Source organism: Streptococcus sp. 27098_8_86 (assembly GCF_041432595.1).
GTDB classification, from domain to species: domain Bacteria; phylum Bacillota; class Bacilli; order Lactobacillales; family Streptococcaceae; genus Streptococcus; species Streptococcus pneumoniae_F.
The window spans coordinates 1-19,274 of sequence record NZ_JAPVZW010000012.1 but is presented as its reverse complement, the minus strand read 5'-3'; the positions used below and the strand labels follow the sequence as shown (position 1 = coordinate 19,274).

General features: G+C 40.5%; 21 protein-coding genes. 19 read left to right on the top strand and 2 right to left on the bottom strand.

All coding sequences use genetic code 11. From position 1 onward, the window contains the following. Window positions 1-89: 89 nt before the first annotated feature. The 18 genes from O3616_RS09345 (at window position 90) to O3616_RS09260 (ending at window position 16,425) form a co-directional block, all read left to right on the top strand. Window positions 90-485 carry a helix-hairpin-helix domain-containing protein gene (locus tag O3616_RS09345; RefSeq protein WP_125458177.1) on the top strand — a complete coding sequence of 132 codons (396 nt, stop codon included), beginning with the start codon at window positions 90-92 and terminating at the stop codon, window positions 483-485. A 281-nt stretch (window positions 486-766) separates the two neighbouring features. Next, on the top strand, window positions 767-1,345 hold the full coding sequence (locus tag O3616_RS09340; protein WP_371638715.1) for a flavin reductase family protein: 579 nt from the start codon (window positions 767-769) through the stop codon (window positions 1,343-1,345). Continuing rightward, the gene (locus tag O3616_RS09335) at window positions 1,332-1,892 is read left to right on the top strand and encodes a GNAT family N-acetyltransferase (RefSeq protein WP_371638714.1); all 561 of its coding nucleotides are present in this window, start codon (window positions 1,332-1,334) and stop codon (window positions 1,890-1,892) included. Before O3616_RS09340 ends, O3616_RS09335 begins: the two co-directional genes overlap by 14 nt. Further along, window positions 1,892-2,470 (top strand): AAA family ATPase, encoded by a 579-nt coding sequence (locus O3616_RS09330; protein WP_371638713.1) that lies wholly within the window; start codon window positions 1,892-1,894, stop codon window positions 2,468-2,470. Before O3616_RS09335 ends, O3616_RS09330 begins: the two co-directional genes overlap by 1 nt. After that, window positions 2,463-5,114, top strand: coding sequence for a valine--tRNA ligase (locus tag O3616_RS09325; protein WP_371638712.1), 2,652 nt, complete (start codon window positions 2,463-2,465; stop codon window positions 5,112-5,114). The genes O3616_RS09330 and O3616_RS09325 overlap by 8 nt, the downstream gene beginning before the upstream one ends. Before the next feature lie 79 nt (window positions 5,115-5,193). Further along, window positions 5,194-6,174: a hypothetical protein gene (locus O3616_RS09320; protein ID WP_371638711.1), complete on the top strand. Its 981-nt coding sequence runs from the start codon at window positions 5,194-5,196 to the stop codon at window positions 6,172-6,174. Window positions 6,175-6,184: 10 nt separating this feature from the next. Beyond that, the gene (locus tag O3616_RS09315) at window positions 6,185-6,706 is read left to right on the top strand and encodes a hypothetical protein (protein WP_371638710.1); all 522 of its coding nucleotides are present in this window, start codon (window positions 6,185-6,187) and stop codon (window positions 6,704-6,706) included. 383 nt (window positions 6,707-7,089) lie between these two features. After that, window positions 7,090-7,677 (top strand): DNA-directed RNA polymerase subunit delta, encoded by a 588-nt coding sequence (rpoE, locus tag O3616_RS09310; RefSeq protein ID WP_045612819.1) that lies wholly within the window; start codon window positions 7,090-7,092, stop codon window positions 7,675-7,677. A gap of 334 nt (window positions 7,678-8,011) precedes the next feature. Next, window positions 8,012-9,619, top strand: a complete 1,608-nt coding sequence (locus O3616_RS09305; protein ID WP_371638709.1) for a CTP synthase — start codon at window positions 8,012-8,014, stop codon at window positions 9,617-9,619. A gap of 119 nt (window positions 9,620-9,738) precedes the next feature. Then, window positions 9,739-10,821: an N-acetylmuramoyl-L-alanine amidase family protein gene (locus O3616_RS09300; RefSeq protein WP_371638708.1), complete on the top strand. Its 1,083-nt coding sequence runs from the start codon at window positions 9,739-9,741 to the stop codon at window positions 10,819-10,821. 90 nt (window positions 10,822-10,911) lie between these two features. Continuing rightward, entirely contained in the window at window positions 10,912-11,211 is a 300-nt protein-coding gene (locus O3616_RS09295) for a DUF4651 domain-containing protein (protein WP_371638707.1), read from the top strand. Continuing rightward, window positions 11,208-11,525 carry a thioredoxin family protein gene (locus O3616_RS09290; protein WP_000615777.1) on the top strand — a complete coding sequence of 106 codons (318 nt, stop codon included), beginning with the start codon at window positions 11,208-11,210 and terminating at the stop codon, window positions 11,523-11,525. Before O3616_RS09295 ends, O3616_RS09290 begins: the two co-directional genes overlap by 4 nt. 15 nt (window positions 11,526-11,540) lie before the next feature. Further along, on the top strand, window positions 11,541-12,167 hold the full coding sequence (gene ytpR / locus O3616_RS09285) for a YtpR family tRNA-binding protein (protein WP_371638706.1): 627 nt from the start codon (window positions 11,541-11,543) through the stop codon (window positions 12,165-12,167). A gap of 41 nt (window positions 12,168-12,208) precedes the next feature. Further along, a complete protein-coding gene (locus tag O3616_RS09280; protein ID WP_371638705.1) occupies window positions 12,209-12,970 on the top strand; it encodes an SDR family NAD(P)-dependent oxidoreductase in 762 nt (253 codons plus the stop codon). A gap of 76 nt (window positions 12,971-13,046) precedes the next feature. Then, window positions 13,047-13,442 (top strand): single-stranded DNA-binding protein, encoded by a 396-nt coding sequence (locus O3616_RS09275; RefSeq protein WP_371638704.1) that lies wholly within the window; start codon window positions 13,047-13,049, stop codon window positions 13,440-13,442. Between the two features lie 155 nt (window positions 13,443-13,597). Further along, window positions 13,598-13,882: a co-chaperone GroES gene (gene groES / locus O3616_RS09270; protein WP_000917323.1), complete on the top strand. Its 285-nt coding sequence runs from the start codon at window positions 13,598-13,600 to the stop codon at window positions 13,880-13,882. Between the two features lie 15 nt (window positions 13,883-13,897). Beyond that, the gene (groL, locus tag O3616_RS09265; RefSeq protein WP_371638703.1) at window positions 13,898-15,520 is read left to right on the top strand and encodes a chaperonin GroEL; all 1,623 of its coding nucleotides are present in this window, start codon (window positions 13,898-13,900) and stop codon (window positions 15,518-15,520) included. A 137-nt stretch (window positions 15,521-15,657) separates the two neighbouring features. Continuing rightward, window positions 15,658-16,425 (top strand): epoxyqueuosine reductase QueH, encoded by a 768-nt coding sequence (locus O3616_RS09260; RefSeq protein ID WP_000567567.1) that lies wholly within the window; start codon window positions 15,658-15,660, stop codon window positions 16,423-16,425. Window positions 16,426-16,495: 70 nt separating this feature from the next. Here O3616_RS09260 and O3616_RS09255 read toward each other — a convergent pair whose 3' ends face one another. Together O3616_RS09255 and recX are read right to left on the bottom strand one after the other, a co-directional pair. Beyond that, window positions 16,496-17,029: a DUF402 domain-containing protein gene (locus tag O3616_RS09255; protein ID WP_000775316.1), complete on the bottom strand. Its 534-nt coding sequence runs from the start codon at window positions 17,027-17,029 to the stop codon at window positions 16,496-16,498. A gap of 88 nt (window positions 17,030-17,117) precedes the next feature. Further along, window positions 17,118-17,894, bottom strand: a complete 777-nt coding sequence (gene recX, locus O3616_RS09250) for a recombination regulator RecX (RefSeq protein ID WP_371638702.1) — start codon at window positions 17,892-17,894, stop codon at window positions 17,118-17,120. 37 nt (window positions 17,895-17,931) lie between these two features. On the opposite strand from recX, the gene rlmD reads away from it, so the two are divergent. Beyond that, window positions 17,932-19,274, top strand: a 1,343-nt coding sequence (rlmD, locus tag O3616_RS09245) for a 23S rRNA (uracil(1939)-C(5))-methyltransferase RlmD (RefSeq protein WP_371638701.1), incomplete at its 3' end; no start/stop codon positions are given.

The window sequence follows — 19,274 nt, the reverse complement described above, 5'->3', positions numbered from 1 at the left end:
TAGATTCTTGATTTTTTACTAAAATCTTGATAGAATATTTATATTAAATCCTTGTCAGAGCAGGGATTTTTTATTGAAAGGATTTTATCATGTCAAAGAAACTCAGTCGTAAAAAACAATTACGAAATAGCCTCCGTCGTGCAGGTGCCTTTTCAAGTACTGTGACTAAGGTTGTAGAAGAGACAAAAAAAGTCGTGAAGCGTGCAGAACAGTCAGCAAGCCAAGCTGGTAAGGCTGTTTCTAAAAAAGTTGAACAAGCAGTAGAAGCTACCAAAGAGCAAGCTCAAAAAGTAGCCAATTCTGTAGAAGATTTTGCAGCAAACTTGGGTGGACTTCCACTTGACCGTGCCAAAACTTTCTATGATGAAGGCATCAAGTCTGCGTCAGATTTTAAAAACTGGACTGAGAAAGAACTCCTTGCCTTGAAAGGAATCGGCCCAGCTACCATCAAGAAATTGAAGGAAAATGGTATCAAGTTCAAATAATCTTTCTTGAGCCTTGCATTTCCGAAAAAATCTTGCTACAATAAAGCCATCAGAGGTGTTTTGAATCCCACATTTTACAGAAAGTGGCGGTGCTGAGAGGTCCACAAATGTGTCAAAACTGGTTGCTGATGGATAAAAAATGAAATATTACTGTCTTTTTATTTTAAAGACTAAAGTTGCGGGCCTTGCCCGAAATTGGGTGGTACCGCGGATAAACACATTCGTCCCTGTCATGTAGATGGCAGGGCTTTTCTTTTGCGTTTTGGTCAAAGGAGGTTGTTATGAAGCAATCTTTTAAAACAAGTAAACTATATTATGGTTTTCCTATCTTCATTTTGGGGTACCAGGATCAGAATTTTGGACACAATATTACGACCTGTAGCTCCTCTTATAGCTTGGGAGATTGGCTAGTCATTGGTGTCGGAGCTGAGGAAAATGCGGCTGATCAGATTAAGTATTATCAGAAGTTCACCGTAAATATTCCTGATGAAACTTCTATGCTTGCGATGGAGCAGGCCGGCTTTATCAGTCGTCGAGAGAAGCTGAAACATCTAGGACTAGACTATGAGATTTCTGAACAGACTCAGTCTCCGATTTTAGAGGCCTGTCCAGTCGTATTGGACTGTCAGGTAGATCGGATTATCGAGGAAGATGGAATCTGTCATATCTTTGCCAAGATTATCGAGCGACTTGCTGATTCTGAACTCTTGGATGAGAAAGGGAATTTTAAAAATGACCGTTTTGCGCCGATTTACTTTATGGGGGACGGCCATCAGCGGGTTTATCGTTATCTAGATGACCGAGTTAATCCCATGGGAAGCTTTATCAAGAAAGCGAGGAAGAAGGATGACAAGAGCTGAATTACCAGAACGATTAGAAACCGAACGACTCATCCTACGAGTCCGCACCGTGGCTGATGCCGAGGATATTCATGCCTACGCTAGTCTTCCAGAAGTCACCTACCCAGCAGGTTTTCCGCCCGTCAATACCTTGGAAGATGAGATCTATTATCTGGAGCACATTCTTCCAGAGCGCAATCAAAAGGAAAATCTCCCAGCTGGCTACGGGATTGTCGTCAAAGGAACCGATAAAGTCATTGGTTCTGTTGACTTCAACCACCGCCATGCGGATGATGTGCTAGAAATTGGCTATACCTTGCACCCAGACTATTGGGGTCTAGGCTATGTACCAGAAGCAGCGCGTTCCTTGATTGACTTAGGATTTAAAGAACTGGGGCTTCATAAGATTGAATTGGTCTGCTTTGGTCACAATCTCCAAAGTCAACGAGTCGCAGAAAAACTTGGATTTACCCTCGAAGCTCGCATCCGAGACCGTAAAGATGTTCAAGGGAACCGCTGTGACAGTCTGATATATGGTTTGCTGAGGAGTGAGTGGGAGGTGATTTGATGCATCTTTTCATCATTGGTGCTCCAGCATCAGGAAAAATGACCATTGGTCAAGAATTATCTCGACTGACGGATGCTACCCTATTTTATAACCATCAAGCTATCGATTTTGCACTGGAAATCTATCAGGATTATACAGAGGAAATGTGGGAATTTGTTCGTGGAATCACCTTTTCATTCCTTGGAGCAAGTGCAAGAAATCAGCGATCAGTAATTTTAACTGACGTAATTGATTTTTCAAATCAGTACCAACTTATGTATTTAAAGCAAATTCAGAATTTATTGGATGATTATCATCAAGAGATTCTTTTTGTTGAGTTGGAAACAAGTCTTGAAGAGCGCATACGTCGAAATCGAACGGAGAATCGATTAAAGCACAAACCCTTAAAACGACATATTGAGGTATCTGAAAGAGAAATTTTAGAGACCGCTAAAACACTTCAATTAAATTCTCAATATCAACCGAATGAGTTGCACCACTACTTTAAAATAAATAATACGAATTTGTCAGCAGAAGAAGCTGCTAAACACATTCAAAATAAAATGAACAAAATAGAGAAAGGACAAATACATGTCTAAAGAACTTTCACCTAAATACAATCCAGCCGAGGTTGAGGCTGGTCGTTACCAAAAATGGCTTGATGCAGATGTTTTCAAGCCTTCAGGAGATCAAAAGGCTAAGCCTTATTCAATCGTGATTCCGCCACCAAACGTGACTGGGAAACTTCACCTTGGTCATGCTTGGGACACAACTTTGCAAGATATTATCATCCGTCAAAAACGCATGCAAGGTTTTGATACGCTTTGGCTTCCTGGTATGGACCACGCTGGTATTGCCACTCAAGCTAAGGTTGAGGAGCGCTTACGTGGTGAGGGTATTACACGTTATGACCTAGGTCGTGAAAAATTCCTCGACAAGGTCTGGGAATGGAAAGACGAATATGCCACTACTATCAAAGAACAATGGGGCAAGATGGGACTCTCAGTAGACTACTCTCGCGAGCGTTTCACTCTTGATGAAGGTTTGTCAAAAGCCGTTCGCAAGGTCTTTGTGGACCTTTACAAGAAAGGCTGGATCTACCGTGGTGAGTTTATCATCAACTGGGACCCAGCTGCACGCACAGCCCTTTCTGATATCGAGGTGATCCACAAGGATGTGGAAGGTGCCTTCTACCACATGAACTACATGCTGGAAGACGGTTCACGCGCTCTTGAAGTTGCTACAACTCGTCCTGAGACCATGTTTGGGGACGTTGCGGTAGCGGTTAATCCAGAAGACCCACGCTACAAGGACTTGATCGGAAAAAATGTCATCCTTCCAATCGCTAATAAATTAATCCCAATCGTTGGTGATGAGCACGCAGATCCTGAGTTTGGTACAGGTGTCGTGAAAATCACCCCTGCCCACGATCCAAACGACTTCTTGGTGGGTCAACGACACAACTTGCCACAAGTTAACGTCATGAACGACGACGGAACTATGAACGAGCTTGCCTTCGAATTTGCAGGCATGGACCGTTTTGAAGCTCGTAAGGCAGTCGTTGCTAAACTGGAAGAAATCGGTGCCCTTGTTAAAATCGAAAAACGTGTCCACAGTGTTGGTCACTCAGAGCGTACAGGTGTTGTGGTTGAACCACGCTTGTCTACTCAGTGGTTCGTCAAGATGGATCAATTGGCCAAAAATGCCATTGCCAACCAAGACACAGAAGACAAGGTAGAATTCTACCCACCTCGTTTCAACGATACCTTCCTCCAATGGATGGAAAATGTCCACGACTGGGTAATCTCTCGTCAGCTCTGGTGGGGGCACCAAATCCCTGCCTGGTACAATGCTGAGGGTGAAATGTATGTTGGTGAAGAAGCTCCAGAAGGTGACGGATGGACTCAGGACGAAGACGTCTTGGATACTTGGTTTAGTTCTGCCCTCTGGCCATTCTCAACCATGGGCTGGCCAGATGTGGACTCAGAAGACTTCAAACGTTACTTCCCAACTTCAACCTTGGTAACAGGTTACGACATCATCTTCTTCTGGGTGTCTCGTATGATCTTCCAATCCTTGGAATTCACTGGCCGTCAACCATTCCAAAATGTCCTTATCCATGGTCTTATCCGTGACGAGCAAGGACGCAAGATGTCTAAGTCACTCGGTAACGGGATTGACCCAATGGATGTCATCGAGAAATACGGTGCCGATGCCCTTCGTTGGTTCCTTTCAAACGGTTCTGCACCAGGCCAAGACGTGCGCTTCTCTTACGAGAAAATGGATGCTTCATGGAACTTCATTAACAAGATCTGGAACATCTCGCGCTACATCCTCATGAACAATGAAGGATTGACCCTTGAGCAAGCAACTGCCAATGTGGAAAAAGTTGCCAACAAGGAAGCTGGAAATGTCACAGACCGTTGGATTCTCCACAACCTCAATGAAACTATCGGCAAAGCAACTGCAAACTTTGACAAATTTGAGTTTGGTGTGGCTGGTCACATCCTCTACAACTTCATCTGGGATGAATTTGCGGACTGGTATGTTGAATTGACTAAGGAAGTCCTTTATAGCGAAAATGAAGAAGAGAAAGTCATCACACGTTCTGTTCTCCTTTACACCTTGGACAAGATTCTTCGTCTCCTTCACCCAATCATGCCATTTGTGACAGAGGAGATCTTTGGACAAATCTCAGAAGGTTCTATCGTTACAGCAGCATACCCAACTATTAATCCAGCCTTTGAAGATCTCGCTGCCCACACTGGTGTCGAAAGCCTCAAAGACTTGATCCGTGCTGTTCGTAATGCGCGTGCTGAAGTAAACGTTGCTCCAAGCAAGCCTATCACCATCCTTGTTAAGACAAGCGATAGCGACTTGGAAGCCTTCTTTAACAGCAATGTCAACTACATCAAACGCTTCACAAATCCAGAACACTTGGAGATCGCGTCAAATATTCCTGCGCCTGAACTTGCTATGTCAAGTGTCATCACAGGAGCAGAAATCTACCTGCCACTGGCAGACCTCCTCAATGTCGAAGAAGAACTGGCCCGTCTCGACAAGGAACTTGCTAAATGGCAAAAAGAACTGGACATGGTCGGCAAGAAGCTCTCTAACGAACGCTTCGTAGCCAATGCCAAACCAGAAGTCGTCCAAAAAGAACGCGACAAACAAGCCGACTACCAAGCGAAATACGACGCGACCGTAGCACGTATTGATGAGATGAAGAAGTTGGTGAAATAAACATAGAAACACGGCGGAATGCCGTGTTTTTTGGTATAATAACATAAAACTTTCCCTGTATAGTAACGGAGGTCTATCAATGGAAAAAAGAAATTTTATTTTTAAATTAAATGTGCAACCGCATATTTTAAAGAAATATTATAACAAGATTGATGAATTAAAATCACAAGTTATTCCTAATGCTATTTTCAATGCCTACAATGATTTGTTTTCTAATCCTATAATAGAGAAAGATAAAATGAGTTTAGTAATTTTTCAAGACTATAAAGAAATTGCTGAATCTGAGGAATATAGAAATCTTATAAAAATTACCGAGGAAATTGCCATCGAATATAAGATAATTACAAATGAGTATAAGAAAGGGAATGGTATACACTATAATCCAGATTTTTTATTTAAATTAGAAAATGCTATTTACGATAGAAAAATACTACTATCTAAATTCATTGTTTTGAATCAGGCTAATTCTAGATATACAAGTAGTCAAGTTTATGAGGAAATCGAGCGATTGTATGATTTTAATATTGATTCTGAAGTTGGAAAAGGTTTAGATCACTTAAGAAGAGTAACAAGAATTATTTTGTATCTTGAAGAACAAATTCAAAATGGTACGGAAGATATAAAAGTTGATTATTCATTTGGAAACGAGATACTTACTATCAATAACGTAACAATTTATGAAGCGCTAGATTCGTATAAAAAAATCGAAACTCAGATAAATGATTTAAAGAGTGATATAGGCTATATTAAAATTAATCCAGTATATGAAAATATCGTATTGAACACTACTGAAAATATGAAATCTATTGAAATTATTACAACTTATCCTAATGGAAATACTGACGATGAACTAGATATATTACTCAAACTCCCAATGATTACTGATGCAAAAGAATCTAGAACAACCTTTATTTGCCCCGATACGATTGATAATAAAGATTTTTTACAGAAAATACAAAAGATTTTAATTATTCCTGGCATTAAAGGATATATAATAGACATAAAGAGCAACGGAACTACAATAATAAATTTTTTAAATTCAATTATAAAGTCTAAGTGAGGATAAAATAATGCTCATTGAAAAAAATCCAATAAAGATTATTTACATAGCAAGAAATAAGCTCCTTCCAATGAGTGTGTGGATTTCTTATTTGATATTCATAATTCTTGTATTGATTGTAACATTTGCTGTTCCAAATGAAATTATAACAATCAATTATCAAGCATTTAATGCTACTCAATTCATTGTAATTTCAGTATCTGCATTAGCTTTTATATTATCTATGTATATGTTTGGTAGAGAGGTTTATTCAGTTGAAGATTTTGCAAGATTTTATACAGTCAAACCTGATGTATATTATGGGTACCTTGCGGATTATTTATTTCCATCTTTTCTTTGGTGTCTAATTATTATATTTTCTATTCTTAAAATGATTATTGTAGTTAATATTGCCCAGTGGATTTTGGAACTGTTACGAATCATTTTTTTATCACTTGTAGTTTTAGCTTTTTTGTCAACAATAACATTGGTTATCCATAATATGAATAGAGTTTCAAACAAGATTGTGCAAAAAAGTAAGGAACTTAAATAATTTATAAGATAGTTATATTTAACTAACAAGTTATATTCAAGCTGTCTTAATAAAAATTTTAAGCATGCTAGCCATCTTAACACTTTCTTTTTCGAAATTTTTCTATCAGGCCCATATACAAATTGGGCTTGGTATTTGGTATACTGAGAGTAACTAATATTTTAGAAATCAGCTTACTACACAGTAAGCTCAGTCAATTCGTGCCCGTACCAACCCACATAGCGACACCATCAGCTGGGTAGCAAAGAAATAAAAGTCCTGTCACTTTCTCCCCCTTAACCTTTGACTATTCTGCAAAATTATCGTAAAATAAAGAGTAAATGATAAAATGAGGTCAGAGTCTGTTCGCTCTGGCGATAGTAGTATAAATGAGGAGAAACGCTTTGGAATTAGAAGTATTTGCTGGGCAAGAAAAAAGTGAACTATCTATGATTGAGGTAGCGCGTGCTATCTTGGAACTTCGTGGTCGCGACCATGAGATGCATTTTAGCGATCTTGTAAACGAAATTCAAAACTACCTTGGAACATCAAACAGCGATATCCGCGAAGCTTTGCCTTTGTTCTACACAGAGTTGAACTTTGACGGTAGCTTCATCTCACTTGGAGACAACAAATGGGGCCTTCGTTCATGGTATGGTGTGGACGAAATCGATGAAGAAATCATCGCTCTTGAAGAAAATGACGACGATGAAGTAGCACCAAAAGCTAAGAAAAAACGTGTCAATGCCTTCATGGATGGTGATTCAGATGCTATTGACTATAATGCGGATGATCCAGAAGACGAAGATGCATACGAAGCAGATCCAGCTCTTTCATACGATGATGAAAATCCAGATGATGAGAAAAACGAAGTGGAAGCTTATGATGCAGAAATCAACGAGATTGCTCCTGATGACTTGGGTGAAGACGTGGATCTCAATGAAGAAGATGACGAGTTTTCAGACGATGATTCTGAAAACACCGAGGAATAAAAGTTAGCTATTGACAATTATCCTATTTTTAGGTATCATATTGTTCGGGCACCTCTTTTAGAGGTCAGGGCTCCCTAGTTCTTAGGGAGCTATTTTTGTTTTTTCAAGAAATTATTTTCTTGTATTTTATACTCAATGAAAATCAAAGAGCAAACTAGCCGCAGGCTGTACTTGCGTACGGCAAGGCGACGTTGACGCGGTTTGAATTTGATTTTCGAAGAGTATTAGTTGTGAATCTGGTGCAGTCGTTCCAGATTATTCTTATTAGTAGGGTCTTGTTTTCTATGTCCCCTCGTAGTTGACAAGACCTTGAGCATTTTAGAAAGAGGAATCTATGTCTACGAAATATATTTTTGTAACTGGTGGTGTGGTATCGTCTATTGGGAAAGGGATTGTAGCAGCAAGTCTAGGACGTCTCTTGAAAAATCGTGGTCTCAAAGTAACCATTCAAAAGTTTGACCCTTATATCAATATCGATCCGGGAACTATGAGCCCTTACCAGCACGGGGAAGTTTTTGTGACAGATGACGGAGCTGAGACAGATTTGGACTTGGGTCACTATGAACGTTTCATCGATATCAATCTCAACAAATATTCCAACGTGACAACTGGGAAAATTTACAGTGAAGTGCTTCGTAAAGAACGCCGTGGAGAATACCTTGGGGCAACTGTTCAGGTTATTCCTCATATCACAGATGCTTTGAAAGAAAAAATCAAGCGTGCCGCTCTAACGACCGACTCTGATGTCATTATCACAGAGGTCGGCGGAACTGTTGGGGATATCGAGTCCTTGCCATTCCTAGAGGCCCTTCGTCAGATGAAGGCAGATGTGGGTGCGGATAATGTCATGTATATCCATACAACCTTGCTGCCATACCTCAAGGCCGCTGGTGAAATGAAAACCAAACCAACTCAACACTCTGTCAAAGAATTACGTGGTTTGGGAATTCAGCCAAATATGTTGGTGATTCGTACAGAGCAGCCAGCTGGTCAAGGGATTAAAAACAAACTGGCCCAGTTCTGTGATGTGGCACCAGAAGCCGTTATCGAGTCGTTGGATGTCGAACATCTTTACCAAATTCCATTGAACTTGCAGGCTCAAGGTATGGATCAAATTGTCTGTGACCACCTGAAACTAGACGCACCAGTAGCAGATATGACAGAATGGTCAGCCATGGTGGACAAGGTCATGAACCTCAAGAAACAAGTTAAGATTTCCCTTGTTGGTAAGTATGTGGAGTTGCAAGACGCCTACATCTCAGTGGTTGAAGCCTTGAAACACTCTGGTTATGCCAACGACGCAGAAGTTAAGATAAATTGGATTAATGCCAATGATGTGACAGCAGAGAATGTTGCAGAGCTTTTGTCTGATGCTGACGGAATCATCGTACCAGGAGGTTTTGGCCAACGTGGTACTGAAGGGAAAATCCAAGCTATCCGCTATGCGCGTGAGAATGATGTTCCAATGTTGGGAGTCTGCTTGGGAATGCAGTTGACATGTATCGAATTTGCTCGTCACGTTTTGGGTTTTGAAGGTGCCAATTCTGCAGAGCTTGCACCAGAAACAAAATACCCTATCATTGATATCATGCGTGATCAGATTGATGTTGAGGATATGGGGGGAACCCTTCGCTTGGGGCTTTATCCGTCTAAGTTGAAACGTGGCTCAAAGGCAGCGGCTGCTTATCACAATCAAGAAGTGGTGCAACGCCGTCACCGTCACCGTTATGAGTTTAACAACGCCTTCCGTGAGCAGTTTGAGGCAGCAGGCTTTGTCTTCTCAGGAGTTTCTCCAGATAATCGTTTGGTCGAAATTGTGGAAATTCCTGAAAATAAATTCTTTGTAGCATGTCAGTATCACCCTGAACTATCAAGCCGTCCAAACCGTCCAGAAGAACTCTACACTGCCTTTGTCACTGCAGCAGTTGAGAACAGCAATTAGTAAAATCAGAACCTTTGAGACCAATCTCAGAGGTTTTTTGCTTGCATATTTAGGATAAGATTTGCAAAATAAAAATATAGTGATACAATTAACATAACAATACCTAAGGAGGATCTACAATGAAAAAAATCACATTATTTGGTTTGTCTCTAGCTGGTCTAGCTTTACTGGCTTTTCCACATTCAGGGCAGGCATTTGAGCTTAAAGAAGAATGGGTTGTTAAGTGTGGAGTGCAGTATCAAGATGGCAAGATTCTTCGGTTTAACAATGGTCATGAAGTGGATATAAAAGTCTTGGATTTGCCAAAAACCGAGAAAATCGAGTGGACGGTTAGTCTCAATGGTCAAGATCAAACTGTCAATTTCCTAGGTCAAGAAAAGGACAAGTCTATGATGGGCGTAGAGGGGCGTTACCTGAATTTCTATGTTCCATATGGCTATAGAGGAGATATCAAGGTAGAAGCTAAGAGCGGAAATGAAGTAAAGACCTGGTCAACGAAAGTTGTGGATGATATTCATAATGATAGTGGAAAGAGAGGTTACTATCGTATTGAAGAATCAAATGATCAATACACTTACCTTGATGCTAAATGGGATTATCAAACCAAGACTTACACTGCTACCTTACCAGAGACTGTCAATGGTCAAAAAGTCTTTGCTTGGGCAGACTATGACAATGGCGAGTTGAAACTTGAAAAACTAAAATCTATCAGTCATAAATATGATGATGGAGGATCTTTCAAAGAACTTTATCCGATTGTAAAAGCAGAAGGCTGGCTAAAAAAGAATTACAGTGAAAAGTGGTACTATCAAAAACAAGGCCAATTAGTGCAGAAGGATTGGGTTAAGGACAAGGGAACTTGGTACTTTATGAATGATAAAGGAGTCATGTTCAATCAAACTTGGCTCTATCAAGGTGGCAACTGGTATGCCTTTAAATCATCAGGAGCCATGATTGCGAGTGACTGGCTTTATGATCAAGGCAAGTGGTACTATTTATCAACTTCAGGAGCTATGAAAGCAAGCGCTTGGGTTTATGACAAGGGAGAATGGTATTATGTAAGTTCTTCTGGTGCCATGATTGCGAATGATTGGGTCAAAGATAATGGCAAGTGGTATTATCTGGCTTCATCAGGTAAGATGCTTCGCAATACCTACACGCCTGATGGTTACTACGTTGGCAACTCTGGTGCCTGGCAGTAAGTATAAGAAGTCCTTTTCCTTAAAGGAAGAGGCTTTTTACTTGCTTTTCTGCTGTTTCCTCATTTGTCCTAAAACCTTTTTTGTGTTAAAATGAATGGTATGAAAGCTAAAAAAATGTGGATGGCAGGTCTGGCTCTGCTTGGTATTGGGAGCCTTGCCCTTGCTACGAAAAAAGTTGCAGATGACCGTAAGCTCAGGAAGACTCAGGAAGAGTTGACAGCGATTGTGCGAGACCATTTTTCAGACATGGGGGAAATTGCGACCCTCTATGTTCAAGTATACGAAAGCAGTCTAGAGAGCTTGGTTGGTGGTGTCATTTTTGAGGATGGCCGTCATTATACCTTTATCTATGAAAATGAAGACCTAGTCTATGAGGAGGAAGTCTTATGATACAGCCAGCAAGTTTAGAAGAATTGGCATCTTTAGTGGAAAAAGATGGGAAGAAGGTCTTTCTTTTTGTGGCGGACTGGTGTGGCGATTGTCGTTATATCTATCCTGCCTTGCCAGAAATTGAGGAGACCAATCCAGAGTTCACCTTTATTCGGGTGGACCGAGACCAGTACATGGATTTAGCCAAACTCTGGGATGTTTACGGGATTCCTAGCCTTGTTGTTCTAGAAAAGGACAAGGAAATCGGTCGTTTTGTCAATCGCGACCGTAAAAGCAAGCAACAAATTAACGACTTTTTAGCAGGACTGAAATAGGAGAAAAAGGAAACAATGATTTTTACATATAATAAAGAACATGTCGGTGATGTCCTTATGATCATCGTAAAAAACAGCGGAGATGCCAAACTAGATGTGGAGCGCAAAGGCAAGGTAGCCCGTGTTTTCCTCAAAGATAATGAGGAAACAGTGGCGTGGAATATTTTTGAAGTTTCAAGTTTATTTGAAATTGCAGAGCGCGGTCAAGTCTTTTTATCAGATGAGCAAGTCGCTCGTTTGAACCAAGAGTTACAAACGGAAGGTTTTAAAGAAGAAATTGTCAATGACAAGGAACCTAAGTTTGTTGTTGGTGAAATTGTCGAGATGGTAGCCCATCCAGATAGTGACCACCTCAATATCTGTCAAGTAGCAGTCGCAAGTGACAAGACAGTGCAAATCGTTGCAGGGGCTCCTAATGCACGTCTTGGGTTGAAAACCATTGTAGCTCTTCCTGGAGCTATGATGCCAAAAGGGAACCTCATTTTCCCAGGCGAACTTCGTGGTGAAAAGAGTTTTGGCATGATGTGTAGTCCTCGTGAATTGCATTTGCCAAACGCTCCGCAAAAACGTGGTATTATTGAATTATCAGAAGACCAAGTTGTTGGAACTCCATTTGATCCAGCTAAACACTGGACTGCCTAAGAAGTTGTTAATATCTGATAGACCAGATAGAAGGAAATAAAATGGCAAAAAATGTTGTGATTACAGGGGCGACATCAGGAATCGGTGAAGCGATTGCGCGTGCTTATCTGGAGCAGGGTGAGAATGTCGTTCTAACTGGACGACGGACAGATAGACTAGAAGCTCTTAAGTCGGAGTTTGCAGAAGCCTTCCCAAATCAAACTGTCTGGACCTTTCCACTAGATGTCACGGATATGAACATGGTAAAGACTGTCTGCTCTGATATTCTAGAAACGATAGGTCAGATTGATATTCTGGTCAACAATGCCGGACTGGCTCTAGGTTTAGCACCTTATCAGGACTATGAAGAGTTGGATATGTTGACCATGCTGGATACCAATGTCAAAGGTTTGATGGCAGTCACTCGCTGTTTCTTGCCAGCAATGGTAAAAGCCAATCAAGGACATATCATCAATATGGGGTCAACCGCAGGAATTTATGCCTATGCAGGTGCAGCTGTTTACTCAGCGACCAAGGCGGCAGTTAAGACCTTTTCAGATGGTCTGCGAATTGATACCATCGCAACGGATATCAAGGTGACAACCATTCAGCCTGGAATTGTCGAAACAGATTTCTCAACGGTACGTTTTCATGGTGATAAAGAGCGTGCTGCGTCCGTTTACCAAGGAATCGAAGCCTTGCAGGCACCAGACATCGCAGACACAGTAGTCTATGTGACCAGTCAACCTCGTCGTGTGCAGATTACAGATATGACCATCATGGCCAATCAACAGGCAACAGGTTTCATGGTTCATAAAAAGTAAAAAATTTCCTCGAAAAGTTACAAATTTCTGTAACTTTTTTTGATTTCCTACGAATAGATAAGTAGGAGGAAAAAATATGTATAATAAAGTTATCATGATTGGGCGTTTGACGTCTACACCAGAATTGCACAAAACCAACAATGACAAGTCGGTAGCGCGAGCGACTATTGCAGTCAACCGTCGTTATAAAGACCAAAATGGCGAACGTGAAGCTGACTTTGTCAATATGGTTCTATGGGGCAGACTAGCAGAAAGCTTGGCCAGCTATGCAACTAAAGGTAGTCTCATTTCAGTGGATGGAGAACTTCGTACCCGTCGTTTTGAGAAAAATGGCCAGATGAATTATGTGACCGAAGTACTTGTTACAGGATTCCAACTCTTGGAAAGTCGTGCCCAACGTGCCATTCGTGAAAATAATGCAGGACAAGATTTGGCGGATTTGGTCTTGGAAGAGGAGGAATTGCCATTTTAAGCATTGAAAAGTCTGAGTTGGTCTCAGGCTTTTTATCTTGAGAAAGTCAGACTTTTTTCTTGACTATTTTTGACCAAGTGATACAATAGAACTATGAATTAGCACTCGAATACAAAGAGTGCTAATGATATCTATCTCATTATGGAGGAAAGCAGATGTTGAAACCATTAGGAGACCGTGTGGTCTTAAAAATCGAAGAAAAAGAACAAACTGTTGGTGGCTTTGTCCTTGCAGGCTCAGCCCAAGAAAAAACCAAAACAGCCCAAGTTGTGGCTACTGGACAAGGTGTTCGTACCTTGAACGGTGACTTGGTTGCTCCAAGTGTTAAAGCTGGAGATCGTGTCTTAGTTGAAGCCCATGCAGGTCTTGATGTTAAAGATGGCGATGAAAAGTACATCATCGTTGGCGAAGCTAACATCTTGGCAATCATTGAAGAATAGAAGGAGAAAGTAAGTATGTCAAAAGAAATTAAATTTTCATCAGATGCCCGTTCAGCTATGGTTCGTGGTGTCGATATCCTTGCAGACACTGTTAAAGTAACCTTGGGACCAAAAGGTCGTAATGTCGTTCTTGAAAAATCATTTGGCTCACCCTTGATTACCAATGATGGTGTGACCATTGCCAAAGAAATCGAATTGGAAGACCATTTTGAAAATATGGGTGCCAAATTGGTATCAGAAGTAGCTTCAAAAACCAATGATATCGCAGGTGACGGGACTACAACTGCAACTGTCTTGACTCAAGCAATCGTCCGTGAAGGCATCAAAAACGTCACAGCAGGTGCAAATCCAATCGGTATTCGTCGTGGGATTGAAACAGCAGTTGCCGCAGCAGTTGAAGCCTTGAAAAACAATGCTATTCCTGTTGCTAACAAAGAAGCTATCGCTCAAGTTGCAGCCGTATCTTCTCGTTCTGAAAAAGTAGGCGAATACATCTCTGAAGCTATGGAAAAAGTTGGCAAAGATGGAGTCATCACTATCGAAGAGTCACGTGGTATGGAAACAGAGCTTGAAGTTGTAGAAGGTATGCAGTTCGACCGTGGTTACCTTTCACAATATATGGTGACAGATAGCGAAAAAATGATGGCTGACCTTGAAAATCCATACATTTTGATTACAGATAAGAAGATTTCAAATATCCAAGAAATCTTGCCACTATTGGAAAGCATTCTCCAAAGCAACCGTCCGCTCTTGATTATTGCGGATGATGTGGATGGTGAGGCTCTTCCAACCCTTGTATTGAACAAGATTCGTGGAACCTTTAACGTGGTAGCCGTTAAGGCACCTGGTTTTGGTGACCGTCGCAAAGCCATGCTTGAAGATATCGCCATCTTGACAGGCGGAACAGTTATCACAGAAGACCTTGGTCTTGAGTTGAAAGATGCGACAATTGAAGCTCTTGGTCAAGCAGCGAGAGTAACTGTGGACAAAGATAGCACTGTTATCGTAGAAGGTGCTGGAAATCCTGAAGCGATTTCTCACCGTGTTGCGGTTATCAAGTCTCAAATCGAAACCACAACTTCTGAATTTGACCGTGAAAAATTGCAAGAACGCTTGGCAAAATTGTCAGGTGGTGTAGCGGTTATTAAGGTCGGAGCTGCAACTGAAACTGAGTTGAAAGAAATGAAACTCCGCATTGAAGATGCCCTCAACGCTACTCGTGCAGCTGTTGAAGAAGGTATCGTTGCAGGTGGTGGAACAGCCCTTGTCAATGTTATTCCAGCCGTGGCTGATTTGGAATTGACAGGAGACGAAGCAACGGGCCGCAATATTGTTCTTCGTGCTTTGGAAGAACCTGTTCGTCAGATCGCCCACAATGCAGGATTCGAAGGTTCAATCGTTATCGATCGTTTGAAAAATGCTGAAGTTGGTACAGGCTTCAACGCAGCAACTGGTGAGTGGGTTAATATGATTGATCAAGGAATCATTGATCCAGTTAAAGTGAGCCGTTCAGCCTTACAAAATGCAGCATCTGTAGCCAGCTTGATTTTGACTACAGAAGCAGTCGTGGCCAATAAACCAGAACCCGCAGCCCCAGCTCCAGCAATGGATCCAAGTATGATGGGCGGTATGATGTAAGATTTCTATAGAAAACAACTTATAAAAAACACAAAAGGAGGGAATGCCTATCCCTCCTTTTTATGATATTCACTTCTAAATTGATTTGAGCTCTCCTAACTTATATGATAAAATAAGACTAGAAAAAGGAGAAGAACATGATCGATGTAGAAGAAATTCTGAGCAAGATGAACCCTAATCAGAAGATTAATTATGACCGTGTCATGCAGAAGATGGTACAAGTATGGGAGAAAAATGAGCAACGGCCAACCATTCTCATGCATGTTTGCTGTGCCCCTTGCAGTACCTATACCCTAGAATATTTGACCAAGTATGCAGATGTGACCATCTATTTTGCCAATTCTAATATCCATCCCAAGGCAGAATACCATAAGCGTGCCTATGTGACTAAAAAGTTTGTCAGTGATTTCAATGAGCGGACAGGAAATACGGTCCAGTATCTAGAAGCTCCCTACGAACCAAATGAATATCGTAAGTTAGTCAGAGGACTGGAAGAAGAGCCAGAAGGTGGCGACCGTTGCAAGGTTTGCTTTGACTACCGACTGGATAAGACAGCACAAGTGGCTATGGATTTGGGCTTTGACTACTTTGGCTCAGCTTTGACCATCAGTCCTCATAAGAATTCTCAAACCATTAATAGTATCGGAATCGATGTGCAAAAAATTTACACAACCCATTATCTTCCCAGCGATTTCAAGAAAAATCAAGGCTACAAACGTTCAGTAGAGATGTGTGAAGAGTATGACATCTACCGTCAATGTTATTGTGGATGCGTCTATGCAGCACAAGCCCAGAATATTGACCTGGTTCAGGTTAAGAAAGATGCCACAGCGTTCTTGCTGGATAAGGATGTTGAAAAAGACTATTCCCACATCAAATTTACTGTTACGAAATTAGATATATAAGGATAGGCCCAGCTGTAAAGCTGGGTTTTTCAAATAAAAAAACTAGGGCTTTCACCCTAGTTTGACAACTTTACCGATTCTTTAGTTCTACATAGCGCTTGTACCAAATGTTTACATAGGCTTCTGAGAAAGGACCTCGTCCATTGTTAATCCAATCAACAAGAATTTTGACATGTTCTTTTAAAATATAGTCCAAGTCATCAGAATAATTCATTTTGCGTTTGTGACGCTCATACTCCTCAACGTCCAAGAGACGTTTTTCCCCATCTGTAAAAATTTTAACATCCAAATCGTAATCAATATACTTCAGTGCTTCTTCATCCAGATAGTAGGGGCTAGCCATATTGCAATAGTAGGAAATTCCATTATCGCGAATCATGGCAATGATATTAAACCAATATTTCTTGTGAAAGTAAACAATAGCCGGTTCTCGAGTAACCCAACGACGACCATCACTTTCGGTAACCAGTGTATGATCGTTGACACCAATAATGGCGTTTTCTGTTGTTTTTAGTACCATGGTGTCCCGCCAAGTTCGGTGGAGACTCCCATCATGCTTATAACTTTGAATTGTAATAAAGTCGCCTTCTTTTGGAAGCTTCATAACTAACCAACTTTCTACAATTTATAAGTTTATCGTTTACTATTGTACCATAAAATTACCTAAAATCTGTGAATTTTATATGAAAATATTAAAGATATTCTCTGAGAGCGCTTGCTATATCCGAAAAATCGTAGCCCTTTCGTGCTAAAACTTGGGTTAAACGCTGTTTAAGTTCGTATCCTTCATATTTTCGTACATACTTGGCATATTGCTTATCAAGTTCTTTGAAGATGAGTTCCTGAGTCGTTTCTTGGTCAACTTGACTATCCAACTCGTCAAAGGCACTTTTAGCATCAGAATAGGAAAAACCCTTGTTGGTTATATTCTGGATAATCTTATCTTGCAAGGCGCGAGCTGGAAGTTTTCCTTCATATTTTTTCAATAGTTTATTAGCTACACGTTGAGCAACTTCAGAAAAATCAAATTCTTTCAAGTTCTCTTCTATAGTAGATTTTGAAATCCCTTTTTGTGTTAGTTTCTGAGTCAGTACATAAGGCCCCTTGTCTCCTGAAAGTTGATTGGCATTGATGATAGCATAAGCGTACTGGCTGTCATTAATCCACTTATCTTCTTTAAGATTAATAATGACTTGAGAAACGATGTTTTCATCAATATCGTATTTTTTCAGATATTCTCTGACTTCTTTTTCGGTGCGTGCTTTAAAGGATAAGTGGTAGAGAGCTAGATTCTTACCATAAGAAAATTGGGCAAAGTCCTGAATATCTTTCAATTCTTCTTCGCTTATCACCTTATCTCTTGATAACATAAAACGAACAATTGTATCTTCAGTAATATAGCATTTGTCGCCATTATCAAGCTCCATCAGATAGAGTCTTTTTTTCTTTTCAAGTTTTGTGATTTTCATAGTTCTATTATAACTCAAAATGTGATAAGATAGGGGTATGAATCTGAAAGTGAAACAAAAAATACCATTAAAAATCAAGCGCATGGGAATTAATGGTGAGGGGATCGGCTTTTATCAAAAAACCTTAGTCTTTGTGCCTGGTGCTCTCAAAGGTGAAGATATCTATTGTCAGATTACTTCTATTAAACGTAACTTTGTAGAGGCAAAATTACTGAAGGTCAACAAGAAGTCTAAATTCCGTGTTGTCCCAGCTTGTACTATTTACAATGAATGCGGAGGCTGCCAAATCATGCACCTGCATTATGATAAGCAGCTGGAGTTCAAGACGGACTTACTTCACCAAGCGCTAAAAAAATTTGCCCCTGCAGGATATGAAAACTATGAAATCCGCCCGACGATTGGAATGCAGGAACCAAAGTACTACCGCGCTAAGTTACAATTTCAGACTCGAAAATTTAAGAATCAGGTCAAGGCGGGCTTATATGCACAAAACTCTCACTATTTAGTGGAGTTGAAAGACTGCCTGGTACAAGACAAGGAAACCCAAGTGATTGCTAATCGTCTAGCGGAATTACTTACTTTTCACCAAATTCCAATCACGGATGAGAGAAAAGTTCTAGGTGTCAGAACTATAATGGTCCGACGAGCTAGAAAGACTGGACAGGTTCAGATTATTATAATTACAAACCGCCAGCTTAATTTAACCCTGCTGGTAAAAGATTTAATTAAAGATTTTCCAGAAGTTGTGACAGTAGCTGTGAATACAAATACAGCTAAAACCAGTGAGATTTATGGTGAAAAGACAGAGATTATCTGGGGAGAAGAGAGTATTCAAGAAGGTGTACTCGACTATGAATTTTCACTATCTCCTCGAGCTTTCTATCAACTAAATCCTGAACAAACAGAAGTTCTTTATAACGAGGCGGTAAAAGCGCTGGATGTTGATAAAGAAGACCATTTGATTGACGCTTATTGTGGAGTTGGAACGATTGGATTTGCTTTCGCAAAGAAAGTTAAAACATTAAGAGGTATGGATATTATTCCAGAAGCCATTGAAGATGCCAAGCGAAATGCTAAAAGAATGGGATTTGACAACACACATTACGAAGCTGGAACAGCGGAAGAGATTATTCCTCGCTGGTATAAGGAAGGCTACCGAGCAGATGCTCTGATCGTAGATCCACCACGTACAGGTCTGGATGATAAGTTATTAGATACTATTCTTACCTATGTACCAGAAAAAATGGTCTATATTTCTTGCAATGTTTCGACCTTGGCTCGTGATTTGGTGAGGTTAGTAGAAGTCTATGATCTCCATTATATCCAGTCGGTCGATATGTTCCCACATACAGCTCGAACGGAAGCTGTTGTAAAATTAAT

Coding starts and splice junctions, on each gene's coding strand:
- O3616_RS09260 (WP_000567567.1), top strand. CDS start 15,658: ATGATCGATGTAGAAGAAATTCTGAGCAAGATGAACCCTAATCAGAAG.
- O3616_RS09335 (WP_371638714.1), top strand. CDS start 1,332: ATGACAAGAGCTGAATTACCAGAACGATTAGAAACCGAACGACTCATC.
- ytpR (WP_371638706.1), top strand. CDS start 11,541: ATGATTTTTACATATAATAAAGAACATGTCGGTGATGTCCTTATGATC.
- O3616_RS09295 (WP_371638707.1), top strand. CDS start 10,912: ATGAATGGTATGAAAGCTAAAAAAATGTGGATGGCAGGTCTGGCTCTG.
- O3616_RS09300 (WP_371638708.1), top strand. CDS start 9,739: ATGAAAAAAATCACATTATTTGGTTTGTCTCTAGCTGGTCTAGCTTTA.
- O3616_RS09275 (WP_371638704.1), top strand. CDS start 13,047: ATGTATAATAAAGTTATCATGATTGGGCGTTTGACGTCTACACCAGAA.
- O3616_RS09305 (WP_371638709.1), top strand. CDS start 8,012: ATGTCTACGAAATATATTTTTGTAACTGGTGGTGTGGTATCGTCTATT.
- recX (WP_371638702.1), bottom strand. CDS start 17,894: ATGAAAATCACAAAACTTGAAAAGAAAAAAAGACTCTATCTGATGGAG.
- O3616_RS09325 (WP_371638712.1), top strand. CDS start 2,463: ATGTCTAAAGAACTTTCACCTAAATACAATCCAGCCGAGGTTGAGGCT.
- O3616_RS09315 (WP_371638710.1), top strand. CDS start 6,185: ATGCTCATTGAAAAAAATCCAATAAAGATTATTTACATAGCAAGAAAT.
- groES (WP_000917323.1), top strand. CDS start 13,598: ATGTTGAAACCATTAGGAGACCGTGTGGTCTTAAAAATCGAAGAAAAA.
- O3616_RS09340 (WP_371638715.1), top strand. CDS start 767: ATGAAGCAATCTTTTAAAACAAGTAAACTATATTATGGTTTTCCTATC.
- O3616_RS09280 (WP_371638705.1), top strand. CDS start 12,209: ATGGCAAAAAATGTTGTGATTACAGGGGCGACATCAGGAATCGGTGAA.
- O3616_RS09320 (WP_371638711.1), top strand. CDS start 5,194: ATGGAAAAAAGAAATTTTATTTTTAAATTAAATGTGCAACCGCATATT.
- O3616_RS09290 (WP_000615777.1), top strand. CDS start 11,208: ATGATACAGCCAGCAAGTTTAGAAGAATTGGCATCTTTAGTGGAAAAA.
- groL (WP_371638703.1), top strand. CDS start 13,898: ATGTCAAAAGAAATTAAATTTTCATCAGATGCCCGTTCAGCTATGGTT.
- O3616_RS09255 (WP_000775316.1), bottom strand. CDS start 17,029: ATGAAGCTTCCAAAAGAAGGCGACTTTATTACAATTCAAAGTTATAAG.
- O3616_RS09330 (WP_371638713.1), top strand. CDS start 1,892: ATGCATCTTTTCATCATTGGTGCTCCAGCATCAGGAAAAATGACCATT.
- O3616_RS09345 (WP_125458177.1), top strand. CDS start 90: ATGTCAAAGAAACTCAGTCGTAAAAAACAATTACGAAATAGCCTCCGT.